Source organism: Phyllobacterium sp. OV277 (genome assembly GCF_900104355.1).
Lineage (GTDB): Bacteria > Pseudomonadota > Alphaproteobacteria > Rhizobiales > Rhizobiaceae > Phyllobacterium.
This window is the reverse complement of record NZ_FNIY01000001.1, coordinates 416,877-435,079: the sequence shown is the minus strand read 5'-3', so window position 1 is coordinate 435,079 and position 18,203 is coordinate 416,877. Positions and strand designations below refer to the sequence as shown.

Here is an 18,203-nt window from a genome sequence, read left to right as displayed (position 1 = left end):
TTTAAATTGTGGGTCCTCGGGTCAAGCCCGAGGATGACGGAGAGAGGGGGTTGGGGAGTGACGTTCTGCAACCTTTGCAGTTAGCATTACAGCAGCAATCTCCCTTGTCGAACCACGCACAATCAAAACACCGCATTGCCCCGTGAAAAAGCGCGTTGTATGAGGGCGGCGTTCACAATGGATTGATCATGGCAGGTACAGACAGACAGCGCACGCTCATCGCCGAAGGACCGGCAATCATACTGGTTGAGCCGCAATTGCCCGAAAATATCGGCATGGTGGCGCGGGCCATGGCGAATTTCGGTCTGGCGGAATTACGCCTCGTTAAACCACGCGAGGAATTCCCCAATGACAAGGCGCGCTCCGCTGCCAGCCGGGCCGACCACATCATCGATGCCGCCAAGGTCTATGACGATCTGCCATCGGCCATCGAGGACCTGCATTTTGTTTATGCCACCACGGCGCGCGAGCGTGATGCGTTCAAGCAGGTGCGCGGACCAGTTGAAGCCGGCCAGACATTGCGCCAGCGTTTTAACCGGGGTGAGAAAACAGGAATTCTTTTCGGCCGCGAGCGTTTCGGCCTCAATAATGACGAAGTCAGCCTCGCCGATGAGCTGGTGACATTTCCGGTCAATCCGGCATTTTCGTCGCTGAACATCGCACAGGCGGTTTTGCTCATGTCCTATGAGTGGATGAAATCCGGGTTGGAGAAGGAAACGGACACGGCGTTTCGTGGTCCCGAGCTTGAGCCTGCGCCAAAAGAACAGCTGCAGGGCTTTTTCAACCATCTGGAAGATGCTTTGCAGGCGCGCGGATATTTCCGCCCCATGGCGCGCAAGGAAATCATGGTCAACAATCTGCGCGGTGTGTTGACCCGCGCCGGATTTTCCGATTCGGAATTGAAGTTGTTGCGCGGGGTCGTCGTCTCGCTCGACTATTTCAGTCCCAAGACGCCGCGCGGCTCGGGCGCTCCAGAGGGGCGCAAGCGGGAAAAGCCGGTTGCGAAAAAGATAGTGGTTCCCGAGGAGGACACATCAGGCGATGAGTGAAACAGCCGATCGGCCAATCATTGCATTTGATAGCGGCATTGGCGGTTTGACCGTGCTGCGCGAGGCGAGGGTGCTCATCCCCAACAGGCGCTTTGTCTATATCGCCGATGATGCCGGTTTCCCCTATGGCGACTGGGAAGAAGAACCGTTGCGTGAGCGCATTGTCGGGTTGTTCGAGGGGTTTATTGCGAAATATGATCCCGAGATCGTCATCATCCCCTGCAACACGGCTTCAACACTGGTGCTGGATGATCTGCGCCTGACCTTTCCATCGGTGCCTTTCGTCGGCACCGTCCCTGCGATCAAACCGGCTGCCGAGCGCACATCATCGGGCCTCATCTCGGTGCTGGCAACGCCCGGCACCGTGAAGCGCGCCTATACGCGCGATCTCATTCAGTCCTTTGCCACGAAATGCCATGTACGGCTTGTTGGCAGCCAGAATCTGGCTCGCATGGCCGAAGCGCATATTCGCGGTGATCATATTGATGATGCCGACATATTGGCTGAGATTGCCCCGTGTTTTGTCGAGATGGATGGCAAGCGCACCGATATTGTCGTGCTCGCCTGCACGCATTACCCGTTTTTGGCCAATGTGTTTCGCCGGCTGGCGCCATGGCCCGTGGACTGGCTTGATCCGGCTGAGGCGATTGCTCGCCGCACTTTATCGCTGCTCAAGCCCAATGGTACGGGTATCGAGCCTGAGCATGGCGACGATATCGCTGTGTTCACATCGGGCGATCCCGATTTTTCAACACGGCGGCTGATGCAGGGCTTTGGGCTCGCCATGGCCTGATAATGGCGGGACCGAAGCGCCGCCATTTTCAGTCTTTCATACCAATGCTGCTTCGGCCTTCACTGGCTGACTGAGTTCCTTGCGGATGACAGGGGCAACCTTGGTTCCATATAGCTCAATGGCCTTCAGTGTGTTCTTGTGCGGCAGGCTGCCAAGATCGATCTGCAGCATGAAACGATCATGCTTGAAGTAAGTATGCTGCAGCATGATCTTGTCGATGACCTCCTGCGGTGATCCCACCAGAAGTGCACCGCGCGGCGTGCGGCCCGCTTCAAACTGCGCCCGGTTGCTCGCCGGCCAGCCGCGTTCGCGCCCGATCTTGTTCATCACCACCTCATAGGACGGCCAATAGCCATCCGCTGCGGCCTGCGATGTCTCGGCGACATAGCCATGCGAGTTGATGCTGACTTTCAGCACTTCAGGCGCATGGCCAGCCTTTGCTCCGGCCTCGCGGTAAAGTTCAACCAGTGGTGCAAAGCGGTGTGGCTCACCGCCGATGATTGCAACCGCAAGCGGCAGACCAAGTGTACCGGCCCGAATGACCGAAGCGGGTGTGCCGCCGACTGCGATCCACACGGGCAGGGGATTTTGCACCGGACGCGGATAGATGCCGAGATTGTTGATCGGCGCGCGCAGATTGCCTTTCCACGTCACACGTTCGCTGGCCCGCAGTTTCAGCAGCAGGTCGAGCTTTTCGGTGAACAACTCGTCATAATCGTTGAGGTCATAACCGAACAGCGGAAAGGATTCGATGAACGAACCGCGCCCGGCCATGATTTCCGCGCGGCCCGACGAGATGAGATCGAGCGTCGCATATTCCTGAAACACGCGAACCGGATCTTCGGAGCTTAAAACCGTAACAGCGCTGGTCAGGCGAATGTTCTTGGTACGTGCCGCACCGGCGGCCAGAACCACAGCGGGCGTTGAAATGACGAAATCCGGCCGGTGATGTTCGCCAATGCCAAAAACATCAAGACCGACCTGATCGGCCAGTTCCATTTCTTCGAGCAGATTCAGCATGCGCTGATGCGCATCAATGGCAACACCGGTTGCCGGGTCAGGGCTCATGCCCGCAAATGTATAAATGCCGAGTTCCATGATCTTCACCTTCGAATTTCCGTTGCCGCTTAGTTAAGCACGGGGTGGAGGCTTGTGAAGAACGCACATTCCGGTTGCCAAGGCACCAAAAGGAAACCGGGGTGGGAGGTGTTTGTTGGGGAGTTTTGCCGCTGTGGTTCGTGGTTCGCCCTTCGACAGGCTCAGGAGGCTCACCATGAGGGACTTGGGTGGATACAACGCTAATCGCAGAGATTTCACATCACCAACGTCGCACCTCACAAAAGTTGCAGAACTTGGCTCCCCGCAACCCACCCCTCTCCCTCATCCTGAGCTTGTCGAAGGGCCAGCGATGTTACTGCGGCCCATTTTCAAAAAAAATCACACCAACTTATCCAACACCATCTCACCTCGCTTATTCTGATGGTGTCCTTTCCGGCGGGAATGCTCCGGAAAACTTTCGAAGTCAGGAAAGGATCGGTGATTTCATCTGCGGGGAGAACCCAACCGCAGGGGAAGCGGTTTTATCTCACAAGAGTAAAACAGTCATCGAGACGGGTGATCCGGGAGTTTCTTGTCTCAAACAGGAAAATCTCTGGGGAACGCATTGATTACACTACCAATACCAAGACTTCCGCGTTCCCTTTTGGATCGCCCGTCTTTCCCACCTCATCAATAGCCAGACGCAAAAGCGGGCGTGGTGATGGGAGAGGTATGTTCTGCAACTGCAATGTTGGTGGATGTATTCACCCCCCTCTGCCCTGTCGGGCATCTCCCCCACAAGGGGGGAGATCACATGGGCATGAACGCCTTTGCACAACCGGAAATGTTTCAGATTGTGCAAAGACCGTATTGAAGGCTGATCTCCCCCCTTGTGGGGGAGATGCCCGACAGGGCAGAGGGGGGTGAGCACCGCCGATACGTATGCGTGGTTCGTGGTTCGCCCTTCGACAAGCTCAGGAAGCTCACCATGGGTTGGTTGCAGGGAGTCAAATTCTGCAACATCAGCGATTAGCGTTGCACCCCCTCCGTCATCCTCGGGTTAAACCCGAGGACCGGTGATCGCGACAAGAAGATATCAGTAGCCGACAGTGAAGCGCTGTTTGACGTGCTTGGCGGCCTCGGCCTCATCGACAATGGCGACGGCAAGATCAGATGCGCTGATGGTGCTGTGGCCCTCGGCGTTAAACACCGGGTTGTCCTTGCCAAGCCGGTAGGTGCCGGTGCGTGAGCCGGGCACGAGAGCGAAAGGCGGTGAAACAAAACTCCAGTCGAGGCCGTTCTCGGTCTTCAGGTCGTTGAGGGCCTGACGAGCACCGAGCGCGCCTTCCTTCCATTCCGCAGGAAAATCAGGACCATCGACAAATTGCTTGCCTTCCGCATTGAACAGGCTGCCAGCGCCGCCCACAACGATCAGGCGCTTGATTCCAGCCTTTTTGGTGGCTTCGGTGATGGCCTTGCTGGCCTTGACGTGAATGGCCTGAATGTCATCCACGCCCCAGCCCGGATTATAGGCGGAGAGAACAATGTCGCTGCCACCAAGCTTTGCGGCAAGGTCAGCAACGTCAAGCACGTCGACCTTGACTGCCTTCACGCCATCGAGTTTTTCCACCTTGTCGACATTGCGAACCAGCGCAGTCACGCTATGGCCGCGCGATACGGCTTCCTTCAAAAGTTCTTTGCCCACGAAGCCTGTGGCGCCGATGAGTGCGATTTTCATGTTGATCTCCTATATGCTCGGGTACGGATTGTTTTCTGGTTACTATTAATAACCATCTATGCTAGAAGCCGCGTCCTGTGAAGAACGCACTTTTTCCGTTTCAGGGAACATGGAAGTAACCACCCCTGAAAATGATGAGGACCATGAGATGAGCATTCATTCAAAGCCCGACGGCGATGTGCCGCTGCTGTCAACATCGGCAGCTATGGTGGCTGATGGCGCCGGTGCCTGCCCCATGCGCGAGGTGCTGGATATTGTCGGCGACAGTTGGAGCCTGCTGGTGATCATCAATCTTCAGGGCGGGCCGCGCCGGTTCAATGTACTGCGCCGGATGGTCGAGGGGATTTCGCAGCGCATGCTGACGGTAACGCTTCGTTCGCTGGAGCGTGATGGCCTGGTATTGCGCACGGTCAAACCATCGTCGCCACCTGAAGTTACCTATGCGCTGACGTCGATTGGCCATTCGATTGCCGTTCCTGTTGGTGCGTTGGGGGATTGGGCAGTGAAAAACCGCGATCATTTGCGTGATGCGCGCAAGGTGTTTGATGAGGCACAGGAAGGTTAAAGGCCGCACCTCTCACTCCGTCATCTTTAAGCACCGACCTCCGTCATCCTCGGTCCTCGGGTCATCCTTGGGCTTGACCCGGGGACCGAGGATGACGGAGGTGAGAGCTTCAAAAGCCAATCACCAGCATTGCAGAACTTAGCTCCCTGCAACGCTTCAATCTCCCTCATGGTGAGCTTGTCAAACCACGAACCATGGTGCTGCTGGGAACCCTCGCGTATCCCCCGCGTTTTTATCCCGTAGGAAATTGACAGGGAGAAAGACAATGCCTGCAAAATCTCAAGCCCAGCAGAAAGCTGCGGGCGCGGCTTTATCGGCCAAACGCGGTGAGACGAAGAAAAGCGAACTCAAGGGCGCATCGAAAAGCATGTATGAATCGATGAATGAAAAACAGCTCGAGGAATTTGCCGAGACCGATCGCAAAGGTCTGCCCGAGAAGGTGAAGTCCAAGAAATAAGTGTGTTGCAATGTTCGTGGGTTCGTGGGTTCGTGGGTTCGTGGTTCGACAAGCTCACCATGAGGGAGAGTGTGGATGTAACGCTAATCGCGAAGATTGCGGATCACGAAAGGGGCAGGACTTGACTCCCTTTCATCACCCATCTCCCTCATGGTGAGCTTGTCGAACCACGAACCACGAACCCACGAACCAGCAATGCAACGCATTCTATTGAACTAATCAAGGCAAAACCTGCACCCCCCAGATATCACTCACAAATCCGCGCCTTGCATGCCTTACCGTGGCAGCCGAGATCCAGATGCAGATTGCCCTGATGGGCGGCGTCACCATCCGGTCCGATCACTGTCATGAATTTCTCGCAGCTGGTTTTTTGTACTGACCGCCAGAATTCCTGTTCTTCCGGTGAACCTTTCCAGCCGGAACCAAGTTCCGTGGCTTTGCCGTTGGTGAACTTGAACGACATGATATCGAGTGCATTGGCAAAGGCGTGTTCCGATACGCGGCCTTTATGGCCATTATTGACCTTGCGGCACTGATAGTCGGAACCCGTTGAAATACTCTCAATCCCTGCACCAAATGATTTTTGTGCTGCCTGCTCCACATCGCCGATCCATCCGGCAAGTGTTCCAGCCATGGTGCAGTTGGTGGTGATGGGCGCAGCAAATTTCACCGGCTTGTCCTTGCCGATGGCGGTAATTTTGAGTGGGGAGCGCTCACCGCACATGCCCTCGGACAACGGCGGAATGATTTCGCCCTGAACATCGCCATTCATCAAGGCCGGACAGGCATTTTGATAAACGCGATCGGGAGAGGTGGCCGGATCAGATTTCTCAGCCGTGTCCTCATCATCAGACTTCGTGTCATTCTTATCCCCGGCTTTTCCATCGGGGGGAGGATTGGGTCCGAGCTGTTCTGCGGGCTTCATATCAGGTTTTTCCGCCGGTTTGGCTTCCGGCGCGGGTTTCTGCTCGGGAACGGGCGTAGTTTCCGGATCGGCCTTCTGAATATCCTCTACCGGCTTTTCCTCAGGCTTGGGCGCTTCGGGTGCGGCTTCACTGCCGGGTTTGGTTTGCGGGACTGGCGGAATCACTGGCAGTGCAGGGCGGTTCGCCTGAAAATGCCGCCTCTGGCGCGCTTCGGTAATATCAGTGCTACTGATCAAAGCCGTTGTTGCAAAACATGCTGTGAGGGATAAAAGAACGAGTGTCGAACAGCGCTGCTGCTGCGAGAATAGGGTCATTATCGGCTCTACTCCTGTTGAGCGTCTAACCTAACGCCTAATGCGGGCTATCGGTTTCAAACTTTATAAACCGGTGAAATGCTTGGTCTGGCTTGACATCACGAAACCTTCACACTAGAAGCCACCCCAGCGCAGGGCTCAACAGCTCTGCGTTTCATTTGACGTGTCCCGTGAGTGATTTCGCAAAGCGTGCGTGAATCATTCTGTCAGTCTTCAAAAACAGGAGGCAGAGGAGGGCGCGTTTCCTTGAATCGGGGCGCAAGCTTCGATTTGGTTTGGTTGAAAGGAAATGCGATGAGCAAGCGCGAATCGTCCAAGTATAAAATTGATCGCCGTCTTGGCGAAAACATCTGGGGCCGTCCAAAATCCCCGGTTAACCGTCGTGAATATGGTCCCGGCCAGCATGGTCAGCGCCGTAAGAGCAAGCTTTCCGATTTCGGCGTACAGCTGCGCGCCAAGCAGAAGCTCAAGGGCTTCTACGGCGACATCTCGGAAAAGCAGTTCCGCAAGACCTATGAAGAAGCTTCCCGTCGTAAGGGCGATACCGGCGAACAGCTGATCGGCCTGCTGGAGTCGCGTCTGGATGCAGTGGTGTACCGCGCCAAGTTCGTTGCGACGATCTTTGCTGCGCGCCAGTTCGTCAACCACGGTCACGTCAACGTTAACGGCCGCCGCGTCAACATTCAGTCCTACATCTGCAAGGCAGGTGACGTGATTGAAGTGCGCGAAAAGTCAAAGCAGCTTGCTTTTGTTCTCGAAGCCAGCCAGCTTGCTGAACGTGACGTTCCTGAATATCTCGAAGTTGACCACAACAAGATGGTTGCCAAGTACTCACGCGTTCCGGCCTTCTCCGATGTGCCATACGCTGTACAGATGGAACCAAATCTGGTTGTCGAATTCTATTCGCGTTAATCAGTTCTGAGTTTTCGAAAAGCCGCCCCGAGAAATCCGGGCGGCTTTTTTTGTCTCTTATCTTGCCGGAGCGCGTATGACCGATCTTCAGGATGTCGTCGACAGTGTGTATCAGGATCTTGCCAGCCGTATCGGCGAGGGCAAGCTGGCTGATTATATTCCCGAACTCGCCACGGTTGATCCGAAGCAGTTCGGACTGGCGCTGTGCACCGTCGATGGTCAGGTGCATACGGCTGGTGACGCCGACACATCGTTCTCCATCCAGAGCATTTCCAAGGTTTTCACCCTGACGCTGGCGCTCGGCAAGATCGGTGATGGGTTGTGGAAGCGTGTCGGGCGCGAGCCTTCGGGCAATGCGTTCAACTCGATTGTTCAGCTGGAACAGGAGAAGGGCAAACCGCGCAATCCCTTCATCAATGCCGGGGCGATTGCCGTTGCCGATGTGGTGCTGGCGGGGCATTTGCCGAAAGAGGCAATTGGCGAAATCGTCCAGTTCATCCGGCATCTTGCCGATGATGAGACCATTGCCATTGATCACAATGTGGCACGCTCCGAAACCAATACCGGCTACAGGAATGTGGCACTTGCCAATTTCATGCGCTCCTTTGGCAATCTCAATCATCCCGCTGAACATGTGCTTGGCGTTTATTTTCACCATTGCGCCATTGCCATGTCCTGCCGGCAACTGGCACATGCCGGGCTCTATCTGGCCTCTGCCGGGCGCAATCCGCTCAGTGGCGGCAGTGTGGTGTCCTCAAGCCGGGCACGGCGTATCAACGCGCTGATGCTGATGTGCGGACATTATGATGGCTCGGGTGATTTTGCCTATCGGGTCGGCCTGCCGGGTAAAAGCGGTGTCGGCGGGGGCATTCTGGCTATCGCACCGGGCAGAGCATCGATTGCCGCGTGGTCGCCGGGGCTGAATGAGAACGGCAATTCGCTGCTGGGCTCGGCGGCGCTGGAGCTTCTGGCGCAACGCACGGGCTGGTCGGTGTTCGGGCAATAGTTTTGTTTGCAGGACCATCATGCGTGGTTCGACAGGCTCACCATGAGGGAGAAGGGTGGGCTGCAAAGATAATCGCAACGTTGCAAACTGTGGCTCCTCGTCGTTACCCCAACTCCGTCATCCTCGGGCTTGACCCGAGGACCCATAATTTAAAAGCGCAGAACATATAAGTTCGTTTGATCTCCTTGGTCGTGGGTCCTCGGGTCAAGCCCGAGGATGACGGAGGAGGTGGAGTGTGGAGAGTCAAGTTCTGCAACGTTGCGATTATCTTTGCAGCCCACCGCTCTCCCTCATGGTGAGCCCGTCGAACCACGAACAATGTTGATGCAAATTTTAAGTTTACTGAAACAAAGGTGAATTCAAACTTTAGGATTGGCACAAAACGAAACACTGCTTGCGTTGAGGCTTGCACCGGGGCAATGAAGGCGCCAGAGGTGAGAAGATGACCATTCACGATCAGGATCTGGCGGATGCGGCGGGTTGCCACCCGATGTTTCTCGGGGTGCCGTCCAATGTCGAGTTCAACAAGCTGCGCAAGCGGCTCCTGCGCAATACGCGTCAGGCCCTGGATGATTTCGGCATGGTCAGGCCGGGCGAGCGCTGGCTGATCGGACTGTCAGGCGGCAAGGATTCCTATGCCCTGCTGGCATTGCTGCTGGACCTGAAATGGCGCGGTATGCTGCCGGTGGACCTGCTCGCCTGCAATCTCGATCAGGGGCAGCCGAATTTTCCAAAACATATCCTGCCGGAATTCCTCAAAACGAACGGCATTGAGCACCGGATCGAATACAAGGACACCTATTCCATTGTCACCGACAAGGTGCAGGAAAACCAGACCTATTGCTCGCTCTGTTCGCGGCTGCGGCGTGGTCATCTTTACCGTGTTGCGCGCGAAGAGGGCTGTTCGGCGCTGGTGCTCGGCCATCACCGTGAGGATATTCTCGAAACCTTTTTCATGAACCTCTTTCATGGCGGCAGGCTCGCCGCAATGCCGCCAAAGCTGCTCAATGATGAGGGCGATGTGATGGTGCTGCGGCCTTTGAGCTATTGCGCCGAGGATGATCTGGAAAAGTTCGCCACCGCCATGCAGTTTCCGATCATTCCGTGTGATCTTTGCGGCAGTCAGGATGGCTTGCAGCGCAATATGATGAAGGCGATGCTGACCGATATTGAAAAGCGCATGCCGGGCCGCAAGGAAATCATGATCCGCGCGCTCGCCAATACGCGCCCGAGCCATCTTCTTGACCGCAACATCTTTGATTTTGCCGGTCTTGTCACAAGTGGAGCAGAAGCCAGTGCCGTTTAATGATCAGGATATTGATTGGTTGAGTGATCTGCTCAGTGCAGTTGCACTTCAGGAGATCATGCCGCGCTTTCGCCAGCTTGGTACTGCCGATATCAAGCAGAAGACGTCAGCACTTGATCTGGTGACAGAAGCCGATACCAGTGCAGAGCGCGTAATCACGGCACGTCTGCGCGAGCGCTATCCCGATGCATTTGTGCTCGGCGAGGAAGCCTGTGAGCTTGACGCATCGTTGCTCGGCAAGCTGAAAGATGCGCCATTGGCCTTCATCATTGATCCTGTTGATGGCACTTATAATTTTGCCACCGGTGTTCCGCTCTTCGGCGTGATGCTTGCCGTTGTGGTCAATGGCGAAACGGTGGCCGGGATTATTCATGACCCTGTCGGCAAGGACTGGATCATTGGCGTCAAAGGCGCAGGCAGCCATATCCGTTCGGCTTTTGATGTCAGGCACAAGGTGTCTGTATCACCACCACTGGCGGTCAATGAAATGCTCGGTGCGATTTCCTGGCAATTCCTCAGCGATCCCTTGCGTTCAACGCTGGCGCGTAACCATGCCAAATGCAAGGCGTCGTTCGGCTTCCGCTGCGCGGCGCATGAATATCGTTTGATAGCATCGGGAAATGCGCATTTTGCCATATTCAACAAACTGATGCCGTGGGATCACCTTGCCGGTGTGCTCATCCATCAGGAAGCGGGCGGCCATGCGGCCCGCTTTGATGGTTCTGCCTATCTGCCCAAGCATCTGGATGGCGGCTTGCTGATCGCGCCTGACAAGGCGAACTGGCAGGATTTGCGTGAGATACTCTGGTCTGAGTAAGTCACGCAAAAATCCGCGGGTCTAAACCCGCGGATTGTGTGGATGGAAGAGTTTTCCCTTCTCGGCAATCAGCACGAATATCAGACCGATCACCGAAACCACGAAGAAGCCCATGACCAGCGGCAAGGTCGTCCCGTCAAAGGACTGGCCGATAAGTGCGCCGATGGCGCCGCCGCCCGCCGTACCCATGAACCCGAGCACGGAGGACGCTGTACCAGCCACATGGCCGAGCGGTTCCATTGCCAGTGCGTTGAAGTTCGAGCCGATCCAGCCGAACTGAAACATCGCCAGCGCAAAGAGCACGAGATAGAGCGGGAAGGGCGTTGGATACGGTCCGAATATGGTCAGCAGCACCCAGATCGTGCTGATGGTCAGGAAGCCCAGCAATGCGCCGTGGGAAAGACGGCGCATGCCAAAGCGGCCAACAAGGCGTGAATTCATGAAGGATGAAAACGCCATGGTGATCGCGACGGACGCAAACGCCACCGGGAACCAGATGCCAAGATCGTAAATGCCGATATAGATCTGCTGGGCCGAATTGATGAAGCCGAAGAGCGCCCCGAACAGGAACGCGCTTGCCAGCGTGTAGCAGAGCGCCACGCGGTTGGTCAGCACGATCTTGAAGCCTTGAGCAACCGATTTCAACGTGAACGGGCGCTGATCAGCCGGATCAAAGGTTTCGGGCAGGCGGATATACATCCAGAGCGTGACGGCAGCGGCGATCACAGCCATGAATATGAAGATCAGATGCCAGTCGCCAAAGATCATGACGGCCTGACCCGTGCCCGGCGCAATAACCGGTACAATCATGAAGACCATCATGATGAGCGACATGACTTCGGCCATCTGACGGCCACCATAGACATCGCGGACGATGGAAATGGTGATAACGCGCGTTGCTGCGGAACCAATGCCCTGAATCAGCCGGAAGAACAGGAGCGAGGCGAAACTTGGCACGAAGGCGGCGCTGGTGGCTGCGATGACATAAACCGCAAGGCCGAACAGCAGCGGCTTGCGGCGGCCGAAACGATCGGAGATCGGGCCGTAAAATAATTGTGATATGGAGAAACCGAGCAGATAAGCCGAGATCACATATTGCCTGTGGTTTTCGTTCGTCACCCCGAGGCTCGCGCCGATCTGCTGCAAACCGGGCAGCATGATATCGATTGCCAGCGCGTTGATCGCCATGAGCATGGCCATCATCCCGATGAATTCGACTTTCCCCATCCCCATCAGACGCGGTGCTGATGCTTGTGTAGTGCTATCCATTATGAGACCTGCAAAAACAACGACAAAGGCGTCGGAGGGCCCGACGCCTTGAGAATAAGATTCCGGATTTCCCCGGAACCAACTGAAATTATTGCGTTACTAGGCGGCCTTTGTGGCGACGCCCTTCTCGCTGAGCAGGGTCTGTAATTCGCCTGCCTGGAACATTTCGCGGATGATGTCGCAACCGCCGACAAACTCGCCCTTCACATAAAGTTGCGGGATGGTCGGCCAGTTAGAGTAATCCTTGATACCCTGACGCAGTTCATTTGATGTAAGGATATTCACACCCTTATAATCAACGCCGATATAATCAAGGATCTGCACAACCTGCCCGGAAAAGCCACACTGCGGAAAGCCCGGCGTACCCTTCATGAACAGGACAACGTCGTTGCTCTTGACCTCATTGTCGATAAATTCGTTGATACCGCTCATTTCGGGCAAACCTTTCATACCAATGCACGACGAATCGTCATCATTGGTCCAAATTGATCTCTTCTAAACAAATAGCGCTTCAATTCTGGCAAAACAAGGCTGGTCATTGTGTCATCTCGTAGCATTATCGCGATCAGTATCGTTGTTTTGGTCATTATGCTCGGCATTTTCTGGTTTATGCGACCTCCACCGCCGCCCAAACCTGCGCCCAATCCGCCAATCAATATCTCTGATGGCGATCTGCCCGATATCTGCCGCAAGATGACATTCGAGGGGGTCGACTCCATCGTTTGCGAGATTGATCTGCGCACCCACCGCATTGATCTGGCACGGGCCAATGCCGATGGCGAGGCCTATGGCTCGCTCAAGGCGTTTATGGAGTCCCGTCCGCAGGATGTCAGGCCGATCCTTGCGATGAATGCCGGCATGTATGAGGAAGACCTTTCACCCGTTGGCCTTTATGTCGAGGAGGGCAACCAGACATCGGAACTGGAGACCAATGAGGGCGAAGGCAATTTTTTCCTGAAACCGAACGGGGTGTTCTTTATCGGCAAGAACGGAACGCCCGGTATTCTTGAAACAGGAGCGTTTGCCGCTGCTGCGCCCGATGTGCGCATCGCAACGCAATCGGGGCCGATGCTTGTTATCGACGGACAGGTGCATCCGCGCTTCGAGCCGAACGGCACGTCGCGTCTTATCCGCAATGGTGTCGGCATTCGCGATGCCAATACCGTGGTTCTGGCGATCACCATAGAGCCGGTCAGTCTGGGGAGTTTTGCCCGTCTGTTCAAGGACGGGCTTGGCTGCGCCAATGCGCTGTTTTTCGATGGCACGATCTCGTCGCTGGCCAATGGTCGTAAAACGCTGGTTGGCGGCACCGACCCCGTGGGGCCGATTATCGCCGTATTCGGGAAGAAGTAGGGATTATTCGGGAGCGCTGGTCTGCAGGGCGAGGGCGTGCAGCACCCCGCCCATATTGCCCTTCAGCGCGTCATAGACCATCTGGTGCTGCTGAACGCGCGACTTGCCGCGAAAACTCTCGGCGACGACTTCCGCTGCATAATGATCACCATCACCCGCCAGATCGCGAATGGTCACCTGCGCATCAGGAATGGCGTCCTTGATCATTTTTTCGATGTCGTGCGCGTCCATAGCCATATTCTGTCTCCCAATCTTCGATCATGCAGCCTGTGTTTCTTCGCTGTCCTGACCGCTCATATAGTCAGGGAACCACGATTCGTGGGCTTTTGTCAGGTCTGCAACTGATATGGAGGCGAGACGCTCGATCGTCAATGTATTGCCGCCGACAGTTCCAAGCTTGCGGAACGGAACGCCCGAGCCCTCGGCATTGAGCGAAATCAAATTCGCCGTGTCGGGAGCAACGGCAATCAGGTAACGCGCCTGATCTTCGCCGAAGAGCACCGCATGAGCAGGGCCTTCGCCAACATTGACGGTAGCGCCCTTACTGGAAGCCATGCACATTTCAGCCAGCGCAATACCAAGGCCGCCGTCAGACAGGTCGTGACAGGCTGTGACCTGACCATTGCGGATAGCCGAGCGGACGAAATTGCCGTTGCGCTTTTCAATGTTGAGATCAACGGGCGGCGGCGGGCCATCCGCACGGCCATGCAGATCACGCAGATAGACCGATTGGCCAAGATGTGTGCCATCGCCGCCGATGAGGATCAGCACATCACTCTCATGCATGCTGCCGATCTTGGCAGTCTTCGACCAGTCGGGGATCAGGCCAACGCCTGCGATGGTCGGTGTCGGCAGGATCGCCTGACCATTGGTCTCGTTGTAGAGCGACACATTGCCTGAAACGATGGGGAAGGCGAGCGCGCGGCAGGCATCGCCGATGCCACCAATGGCTTTGACCAGCTGGCCCATGATTTCAGGGCGTTCCGGATTGCCGAAATTGAGGTTGTCGGTGGCCGCCAACGGCTCGGCGCCGACGGCAGTCAGGTTGCGCCAGCATTCGGCAACGGCCTGCTTACCGCCTTCATAGGGATCAGCTTCGCAATAGCGCGGAGTGACGTCTGAAGAGAAAGCGAGCGCCTTGGTGCGGTGGCCCTCAACGCGGACAACACCGGCGTCACCGCCGGGCACCTGCAATGAATTGCCTTGGATCAGCGTGTCATACTGTTCGTAGACCCAGCGGCGCGAGGAAAGATCAGGCGAGCCGATCAGTTTCAAGAGCGCTGCGCCATAATCATCCACATCGGGAACGTTTGCAGCGGGCAGCGCCGCATGTTTACCGGGTTCCATCCATGGACGATCATATTCAGGTGCCTGATCGCCGAGATCCTTGATCGGCAGATCAGCGACTTCTTCGCCCTGATGGATGACGCGGAAGCGCAGATCGTCGGTGGTGTAACCGACGATGGCAAAATCCAGACCCCATTTCTTGAAAATCGCCTGGGCTTCCGCTTCCTTTTCCGGACGCAGAACCATGAGCATACGCTCCTGGCTTTCCGACAGCATCATTTCATAGGCGGTCATGCGCTCTTCGCGCACCGGCACATCATCAAGGTTCAGGCGAATACCAAGATTGCCCTTGGCACCCATTTCAACCGCCGAGCAGGTGAGACCAGCAGCGCCCATGTCCTGAATAGCGATGACGGCGCCCGAGGCCATCAGCTCCAGCGAGGCTTCAAGCAGGCATTTTTCGGTGAAGGGATCGCCAACCTGTACGGTCGGGCGCTTTTCTTCGATCGATTCGTCAAATTCCGCCGATGCCATGGTGGCACCGCCGACACCATCGCGGCCTGTTTTGGCACCGAGATAAACCACGGGAAGGCCGACGCCCTTGGCTTCGGACAGGAAGATCGCATCTGTTTTGGCAAGGCCAGCGGCAAAGGCATTGACCAGAATGTTGCCGTTGTAGCGGGCATCGAAATTGACTTCGCCGCCGACGGTCGGAACACCGAAGGAATTGCCGTAGCCGCCAACGCCTTCAACCACTCCGGATACGAGGTGGCGTGTCTTGGGGTGGGACGGCGCGCCAAAGCGCAGTGCATTCATGGCTGCAATCGGCCGCGCGCCCATGGTGAACACATCGCGCAAAATGCCACCAACGCCTGTTGCCGCGCCCTGATAGGGCTCGATATAGGAGGGGTGGTTGTGGCTCTCCATCTTGAAGACCACGCAATCGCCATCACCAATATCAACAACACCAGCGTTTTCGCCCGGCCCCTGAATGACCTGCGGTCCGGTTGTCGGCAGCGTGCGCAGCCATTTCTTCGAGGATTTATACGAGCAATGCTCGTTCCACATGGCCGAGAAAATACCAAGCTCGGTAAAGCTGGGCTCACGCCCGATCAGGTCGAGAATGCGTTGATATTCGTCCGGCTTCAGCCCGTGCGAAGCAACGAGTTCCGGTGTGATCTGGATTGTATTGGAGAGAGCCATCGGTAATACCAATTCCATTGCGCTTTTCTTGGGTTCTCTTAGAGCAATTTGTGCGGGGAATACACCGTCAAACGCGGAAAAATTGTCGCTTGCCGCGTTTCTTCAACAGGTGGTGTGATCCTAAACAATATCAGGGGTGCGTGGGTGTGCTGCAGGTTCGTGGTTCGACAAGCTCACCATGAGGGAGAGGGGTGATGAAAGGGAGTCAAGTTCTGCAACCTTTGCGATCTGCAACATTTGTGATCTGCAATCTCTACGATTATCGTTGCAGCCTCACTCTCCCTCATGGTGAGCTTGTCGAACCACGAACCACGAACCACTGCTCATGCAAAGAAGTTAGGAATAACTATCATAGCTCGTATTGTCGGTTTCCATGAGCCTGCGCAGGATGTTCAACCCACTGGCGACTTCCTGTTTTGTGCCGGGAACGGAATAGCCAAACCGCACGCGGTGGAATGTTTTTTCCGTCCGGCCCGCCTTGAACTCATCCTCATCATCAATCAGCACGCCTTCGTTGAGCGCGGCGCTCTTGAAGGTTGCGGAAAGCCATGGCTCGGGCAGTTTTACCCAGATGAAGGGGGAATAGGGGTGCGAGTTGAACTCAAAGCCGCTGAAGATAGAGCGTGCCAGTGTTTCCCGCTCGGATGTTTCCTCCCGCACCTTGATGCGAATGGCGTCCGCTTCGCCTGAATTGACCAGTTGCGCGCCAAGTTCCGCCATGAGGAAGGGCATACCACCCGTTACCATCTTGTGGGCGGTGATGACGCGCGATGTGAGATGCGGCGGGCAGGCAACCCAGCCGCCGCGCACGCCTGCGGTCACGGATTTGGACAGGCCGCCAATATGGAAAGTGCGTTCAGGGGCGAGTTCCGCAAGCTTGACGTGATCAAGGCCAACGAGCGAGCCATAAATCTCGTCCTCGATGATCCAGACATTGTACCGGCGGGCTGTCTCGACGATGGCACGACGATGCTCTTCGGACATGGTGGTGGCGGTCGGGTTTTGCAGCGATGGCATCAGGAACACCAGTTTGGGATGCTGCTGCGCGCAAAGCCGCTCGAAATCATCAGGCGTGGCGCTGCCGTCTTCCGTATTGATGATGATGCTGCGCCTGCCCATCAGATTGGCGCTGCGTGCGGCGGAACAATAGCTCAAATCTTCGAACGCAATACGGTCGCCCGGAACCGTGACAGCGGCAATGATCGCCAGAATGGCGGAATGGGCGCCAAGTGTGGGCACGATGGATGATATATCGGGCCGCCATTCGGATGAACCGAGCCAGCGGCTGCCTGCCAATTGCCATGAGGGGGGCAGGGTGCGGGAATAGCTGGCAATTTCAGCTGGATAGTTCTTGGTAATATCGCGCAGGAAGCGGTCCATGATCGCCGATTGGCCCACATCAATGGCGGCAGTGCTGTCGAGCCGGATATTGCCGGGTGGAATAATGTGGGCGCGCGTGCCGCCGAAGGGCTGCGAATTCTGGGCTGTGGGGAGTTCGATCAGCTTCGCCTCCCCATGATCGATCACATAGGTGCCACGGCCGACTTCGCCGCTGACAAGGCCGCGCTCGCGGATGAGATTGTACGCGCGGCCAACTGTACCAATTGTCACCCCGATATCGAAGGCGAGGTTGCGCTGCGGCGGCAATTTCGTGCCCGGCGCAAGCACACCATCGGCAATATCCGATTCAATCCGCTCCGCAAGCTGCAGATAGAGCGGGCCTTTGCCGTGTTTCAATTCTGGAAGCCAATTTGTCATGGTGACAATTATGTATATTGCGATTCCAATTGAGTCAATCCAATACAATCAGCGATACAATTCGAGTCATTTCGGCTTGGTAGGATGGAGATTATGAGTACAATTGATGCAATCGAAAGAGAATGTGCGGGCTCAAGAGGCGTAAAAGCGGTGTTTCTGCCAAAATTGCCCCATGACAGGGTAACAATGCTGCGTCGCATTGTTGTGTGGATGAGCAACGCAGCCGTCAAACGCCGCACCCGCATCGAACTGCGCGAACTGACAAAGGATCAGCTGAAGGATATCGGCATGTCGCCATCGCAGGCGTGGCACGAATCCAAACGGTTTTTCTGGGATTGATTGCCCTGTGCTCAATCGGCAAAATTGCCGATTGTTGCGTGGTGAATGCTGTTTCCGCATTAATCAGAATAGT

Annotated in this window: 18 protein-coding genes; 10 read left to right on the top strand and 8 right to left on the bottom strand. The window is 55.9% G+C overall.

All coding sequences use genetic code 11. The annotated features are described in order from the left end of the window. Positions 1-188 precede the first annotated feature (188 nt). Both BLU05_RS02275 and murI read left to right on the top strand, forming a co-directional pair. Positions 189-1,049, top strand: coding sequence for an RNA methyltransferase (locus BLU05_RS02275; protein ID WP_091878425.1), 861 nt, complete (start codon positions 189-191; stop codon positions 1,047-1,049). Further along, positions 1,042-1,842 (top strand): glutamate racemase, encoded by an 801-nt coding sequence (gene murI / locus BLU05_RS02270; protein ID WP_091877551.1) that lies wholly within the window; start codon positions 1,042-1,044, stop codon positions 1,840-1,842. Before BLU05_RS02275 ends, murI begins: the two co-directional genes overlap by 8 nt. Positions 1,843-1,878: 36 nt before the next feature. On the opposite strand, the gene BLU05_RS02265 is transcribed toward murI, so the two are convergent. Together BLU05_RS02265 and BLU05_RS02255 are read right to left on the bottom strand one after the other, a co-directional pair. After that, positions 1,879-2,940, bottom strand: a complete 1,062-nt coding sequence (locus tag BLU05_RS02265) for an LLM class flavin-dependent oxidoreductase (RefSeq protein ID WP_091878423.1) — start codon at positions 2,938-2,940, stop codon at positions 1,879-1,881. A gap of 1,036 nt (positions 2,941-3,976) precedes the next feature. Then, complete coding sequence (locus tag BLU05_RS02255) at positions 3,977-4,618, bottom strand: NAD(P)-dependent oxidoreductase (RefSeq protein WP_091877547.1); 642 nt, start codon at positions 4,616-4,618, stop codon at positions 3,977-3,979. A 148-nt stretch (positions 4,619-4,766) separates the two neighbouring features. Here BLU05_RS02255 and BLU05_RS02250 point away from each other — a divergent pair, with 148 nt between their 5' ends. Beyond that, positions 4,767-5,183, top strand: a complete 417-nt coding sequence (locus BLU05_RS02250; RefSeq protein WP_091878421.1) for a winged helix-turn-helix transcriptional regulator — start codon at positions 4,767-4,769, stop codon at positions 5,181-5,183. Positions 5,184-5,448: 265 nt separating this feature from the next. Further along, positions 5,449-5,640 (top strand): DUF3008 family protein, encoded by a 192-nt coding sequence (locus BLU05_RS02245; RefSeq protein ID WP_091877545.1) that lies wholly within the window; start codon positions 5,449-5,451, stop codon positions 5,638-5,640. A gap of 247 nt (positions 5,641-5,887) precedes the next feature. Here the strand turns inward: BLU05_RS02245 and BLU05_RS02240 are convergent, their stop codons facing one another. Next, a complete protein-coding gene (locus BLU05_RS02240) occupies positions 5,888-6,880 on the bottom strand; it encodes an extensin-like domain-containing protein (protein WP_091877543.1) in 993 nt (330 codons plus the stop codon). 294 nt (positions 6,881-7,174) lie between these two features. Here BLU05_RS02240 and rpsD point away from each other — a divergent pair, with 294 nt between their 5' ends. The 4 genes from rpsD (at position 7,175) to BLU05_RS02220 (ending at position 10,921) form a co-directional block, all read left to right on the top strand. Continuing rightward, positions 7,175-7,792: a 30S ribosomal protein S4 gene (gene rpsD / locus BLU05_RS02235; RefSeq protein ID WP_091877541.1), complete on the top strand. Its 618-nt coding sequence runs from the start codon at positions 7,175-7,177 to the stop codon at positions 7,790-7,792. A gap of 76 nt (positions 7,793-7,868) precedes the next feature. After that, entirely contained in the window at positions 7,869-8,798 is a 930-nt protein-coding gene (locus BLU05_RS02230) for a glutaminase (RefSeq protein ID WP_091877539.1), read from the top strand. Between the two features lie 442 nt (positions 8,799-9,240). Next, positions 9,241-10,104, top strand: coding sequence for a tRNA 2-thiocytidine(32) synthetase TtcA (ttcA, locus tag BLU05_RS02225; protein ID WP_091877537.1), 864 nt, complete (start codon positions 9,241-9,243; stop codon positions 10,102-10,104). Further along, positions 10,094-10,921 (top strand): inositol monophosphatase family protein, encoded by an 828-nt coding sequence (locus BLU05_RS02220; RefSeq protein ID WP_091877535.1) that lies wholly within the window; start codon positions 10,094-10,096, stop codon positions 10,919-10,921. The genes ttcA and BLU05_RS02220 overlap by 11 nt, the downstream gene beginning before the upstream one ends. 21 nt (positions 10,922-10,942) lie before the next feature. On the opposite strand, the gene BLU05_RS02215 is transcribed toward BLU05_RS02220, so the two are convergent. Continuing rightward, on the bottom strand, positions 10,943-12,148 hold the full coding sequence (locus tag BLU05_RS02215) for a multidrug effflux MFS transporter (protein ID WP_091877533.1): 1,206 nt from the start codon (positions 12,146-12,148) through the stop codon (positions 10,943-10,945). Positions 12,149-12,289: 141 nt separating this feature from the next. Further along, positions 12,290-12,622, bottom strand: a complete 333-nt coding sequence (gene grxD, locus BLU05_RS02210) for a Grx4 family monothiol glutaredoxin (protein WP_091878419.1) — start codon at positions 12,620-12,622, stop codon at positions 12,290-12,292. 108 nt (positions 12,623-12,730) lie between these two features. Between grxD and BLU05_RS02205 the strand changes: the two genes are divergently transcribed. Next, entirely contained in the window at positions 12,731-13,543 is an 813-nt protein-coding gene (locus BLU05_RS02205; protein ID WP_091877531.1) for a phosphodiester glycosidase family protein, read from the top strand. 3 nt (positions 13,544-13,546) lie between these two features. Here BLU05_RS02205 and BLU05_RS02200 read toward each other — a convergent pair whose 3' ends face one another. The 3 genes from BLU05_RS02200 to BLU05_RS02190 all read right to left on the bottom strand — a co-directional run bounded on the left by BLU05_RS02200 (position 13,547) and on the right by BLU05_RS02190 (position 17,791). Further along, on the bottom strand, positions 13,547-13,780 hold the full coding sequence (locus tag BLU05_RS02200) for a BolA/IbaG family iron-sulfur metabolism protein (protein ID WP_091877529.1): 234 nt from the start codon (positions 13,778-13,780) through the stop codon (positions 13,547-13,549). Between the two features lie 21 nt (positions 13,781-13,801). Then, a complete protein-coding gene (gene purL / locus BLU05_RS02195) occupies positions 13,802-16,033 on the bottom strand; it encodes a phosphoribosylformylglycinamidine synthase subunit PurL (RefSeq protein WP_091877527.1) in 2,232 nt (743 codons plus the stop codon). A gap of 336 nt (positions 16,034-16,369) precedes the next feature. Beyond that, complete coding sequence (locus BLU05_RS02190; RefSeq protein WP_091877525.1) at positions 16,370-17,791, bottom strand: aminotransferase-like domain-containing protein; 1,422 nt, start codon at positions 17,789-17,791, stop codon at positions 16,370-16,372. Between the two features lie 93 nt (positions 17,792-17,884). On the opposite strand from BLU05_RS02190, the gene BLU05_RS26390 reads away from it, so the two are divergent. Next, a complete protein-coding gene (locus tag BLU05_RS26390) occupies positions 17,885-18,130 on the top strand; it encodes a DUF1127 domain-containing protein (RefSeq protein WP_244518115.1) in 246 nt (81 codons plus the stop codon). The last annotated feature ends 73 nt before the right edge of the window (positions 18,131-18,203 follow it).

Coding starts and splice junctions, on each gene's coding strand:
- BLU05_RS02275 (WP_091878425.1), top strand. CDS start 189: ATGGCAGGTACAGACAGACAGCGCACGCTCATCGCCGAAGGACCGGCA.
- murI (WP_091877551.1), top strand. CDS start 1,042: ATGAGTGAAACAGCCGATCGGCCAATCATTGCATTTGATAGCGGCATT.
- BLU05_RS02265 (WP_091878423.1), bottom strand. CDS start 2,940: ATGGAACTCGGCATTTATACATTTGCGGGCATGAGCCCTGACCCGGCA.
- BLU05_RS02255 (WP_091877547.1), bottom strand. CDS start 4,618: ATGAAAATCGCACTCATCGGCGCCACAGGCTTCGTGGGCAAAGAACTT.
- BLU05_RS02250 (WP_091878421.1), top strand. CDS start 4,767: ATGAGCATTCATTCAAAGCCCGACGGCGATGTGCCGCTGCTGTCAACA.
- BLU05_RS02245 (WP_091877545.1), top strand. CDS start 5,449: ATGCCTGCAAAATCTCAAGCCCAGCAGAAAGCTGCGGGCGCGGCTTTA.
- BLU05_RS02240 (WP_091877543.1), bottom strand. CDS start 6,880: ATGACCCTATTCTCGCAGCAGCAGCGCTGTTCGACACTCGTTCTTTTA.
- rpsD (WP_091877541.1), top strand. CDS start 7,175: ATGAGCAAGCGCGAATCGTCCAAGTATAAAATTGATCGCCGTCTTGGC.
- BLU05_RS02230 (WP_091877539.1), top strand. CDS start 7,869: ATGACCGATCTTCAGGATGTCGTCGACAGTGTGTATCAGGATCTTGCC.
- ttcA (WP_091877537.1), top strand. CDS start 9,241: ATGACCATTCACGATCAGGATCTGGCGGATGCGGCGGGTTGCCACCCG.
- BLU05_RS02215 (WP_091877533.1), bottom strand. CDS start 12,148: ATGGGGAAAGTCGAATTCATCGGGATGATGGCCATGCTCATGGCGATC.
- grxD (WP_091878419.1), bottom strand. CDS start 12,622: ATGAGCGGTATCAACGAATTTATCGACAATGAGGTCAAGAGCAACGAC.
- BLU05_RS02200 (WP_091877529.1), bottom strand. CDS start 13,780: ATGGCTATGGACGCGCACGACATCGAAAAAATGATCAAGGACGCCATT.
- purL (WP_091877527.1), bottom strand. CDS start 16,033: ATGGCTCTCTCCAATACAATCCAGATCACACCGGAACTCGTTGCTTCG.
- BLU05_RS02190 (WP_091877525.1), bottom strand. CDS start 17,791: ATGACAAATTGGCTTCCAGAATTGAAACACGGCAAAGGCCCGCTCTAT.
- BLU05_RS26390 (WP_244518115.1), top strand. CDS start 17,885: ATGAGTACAATTGATGCAATCGAAAGAGAATGTGCGGGCTCAAGAGGC.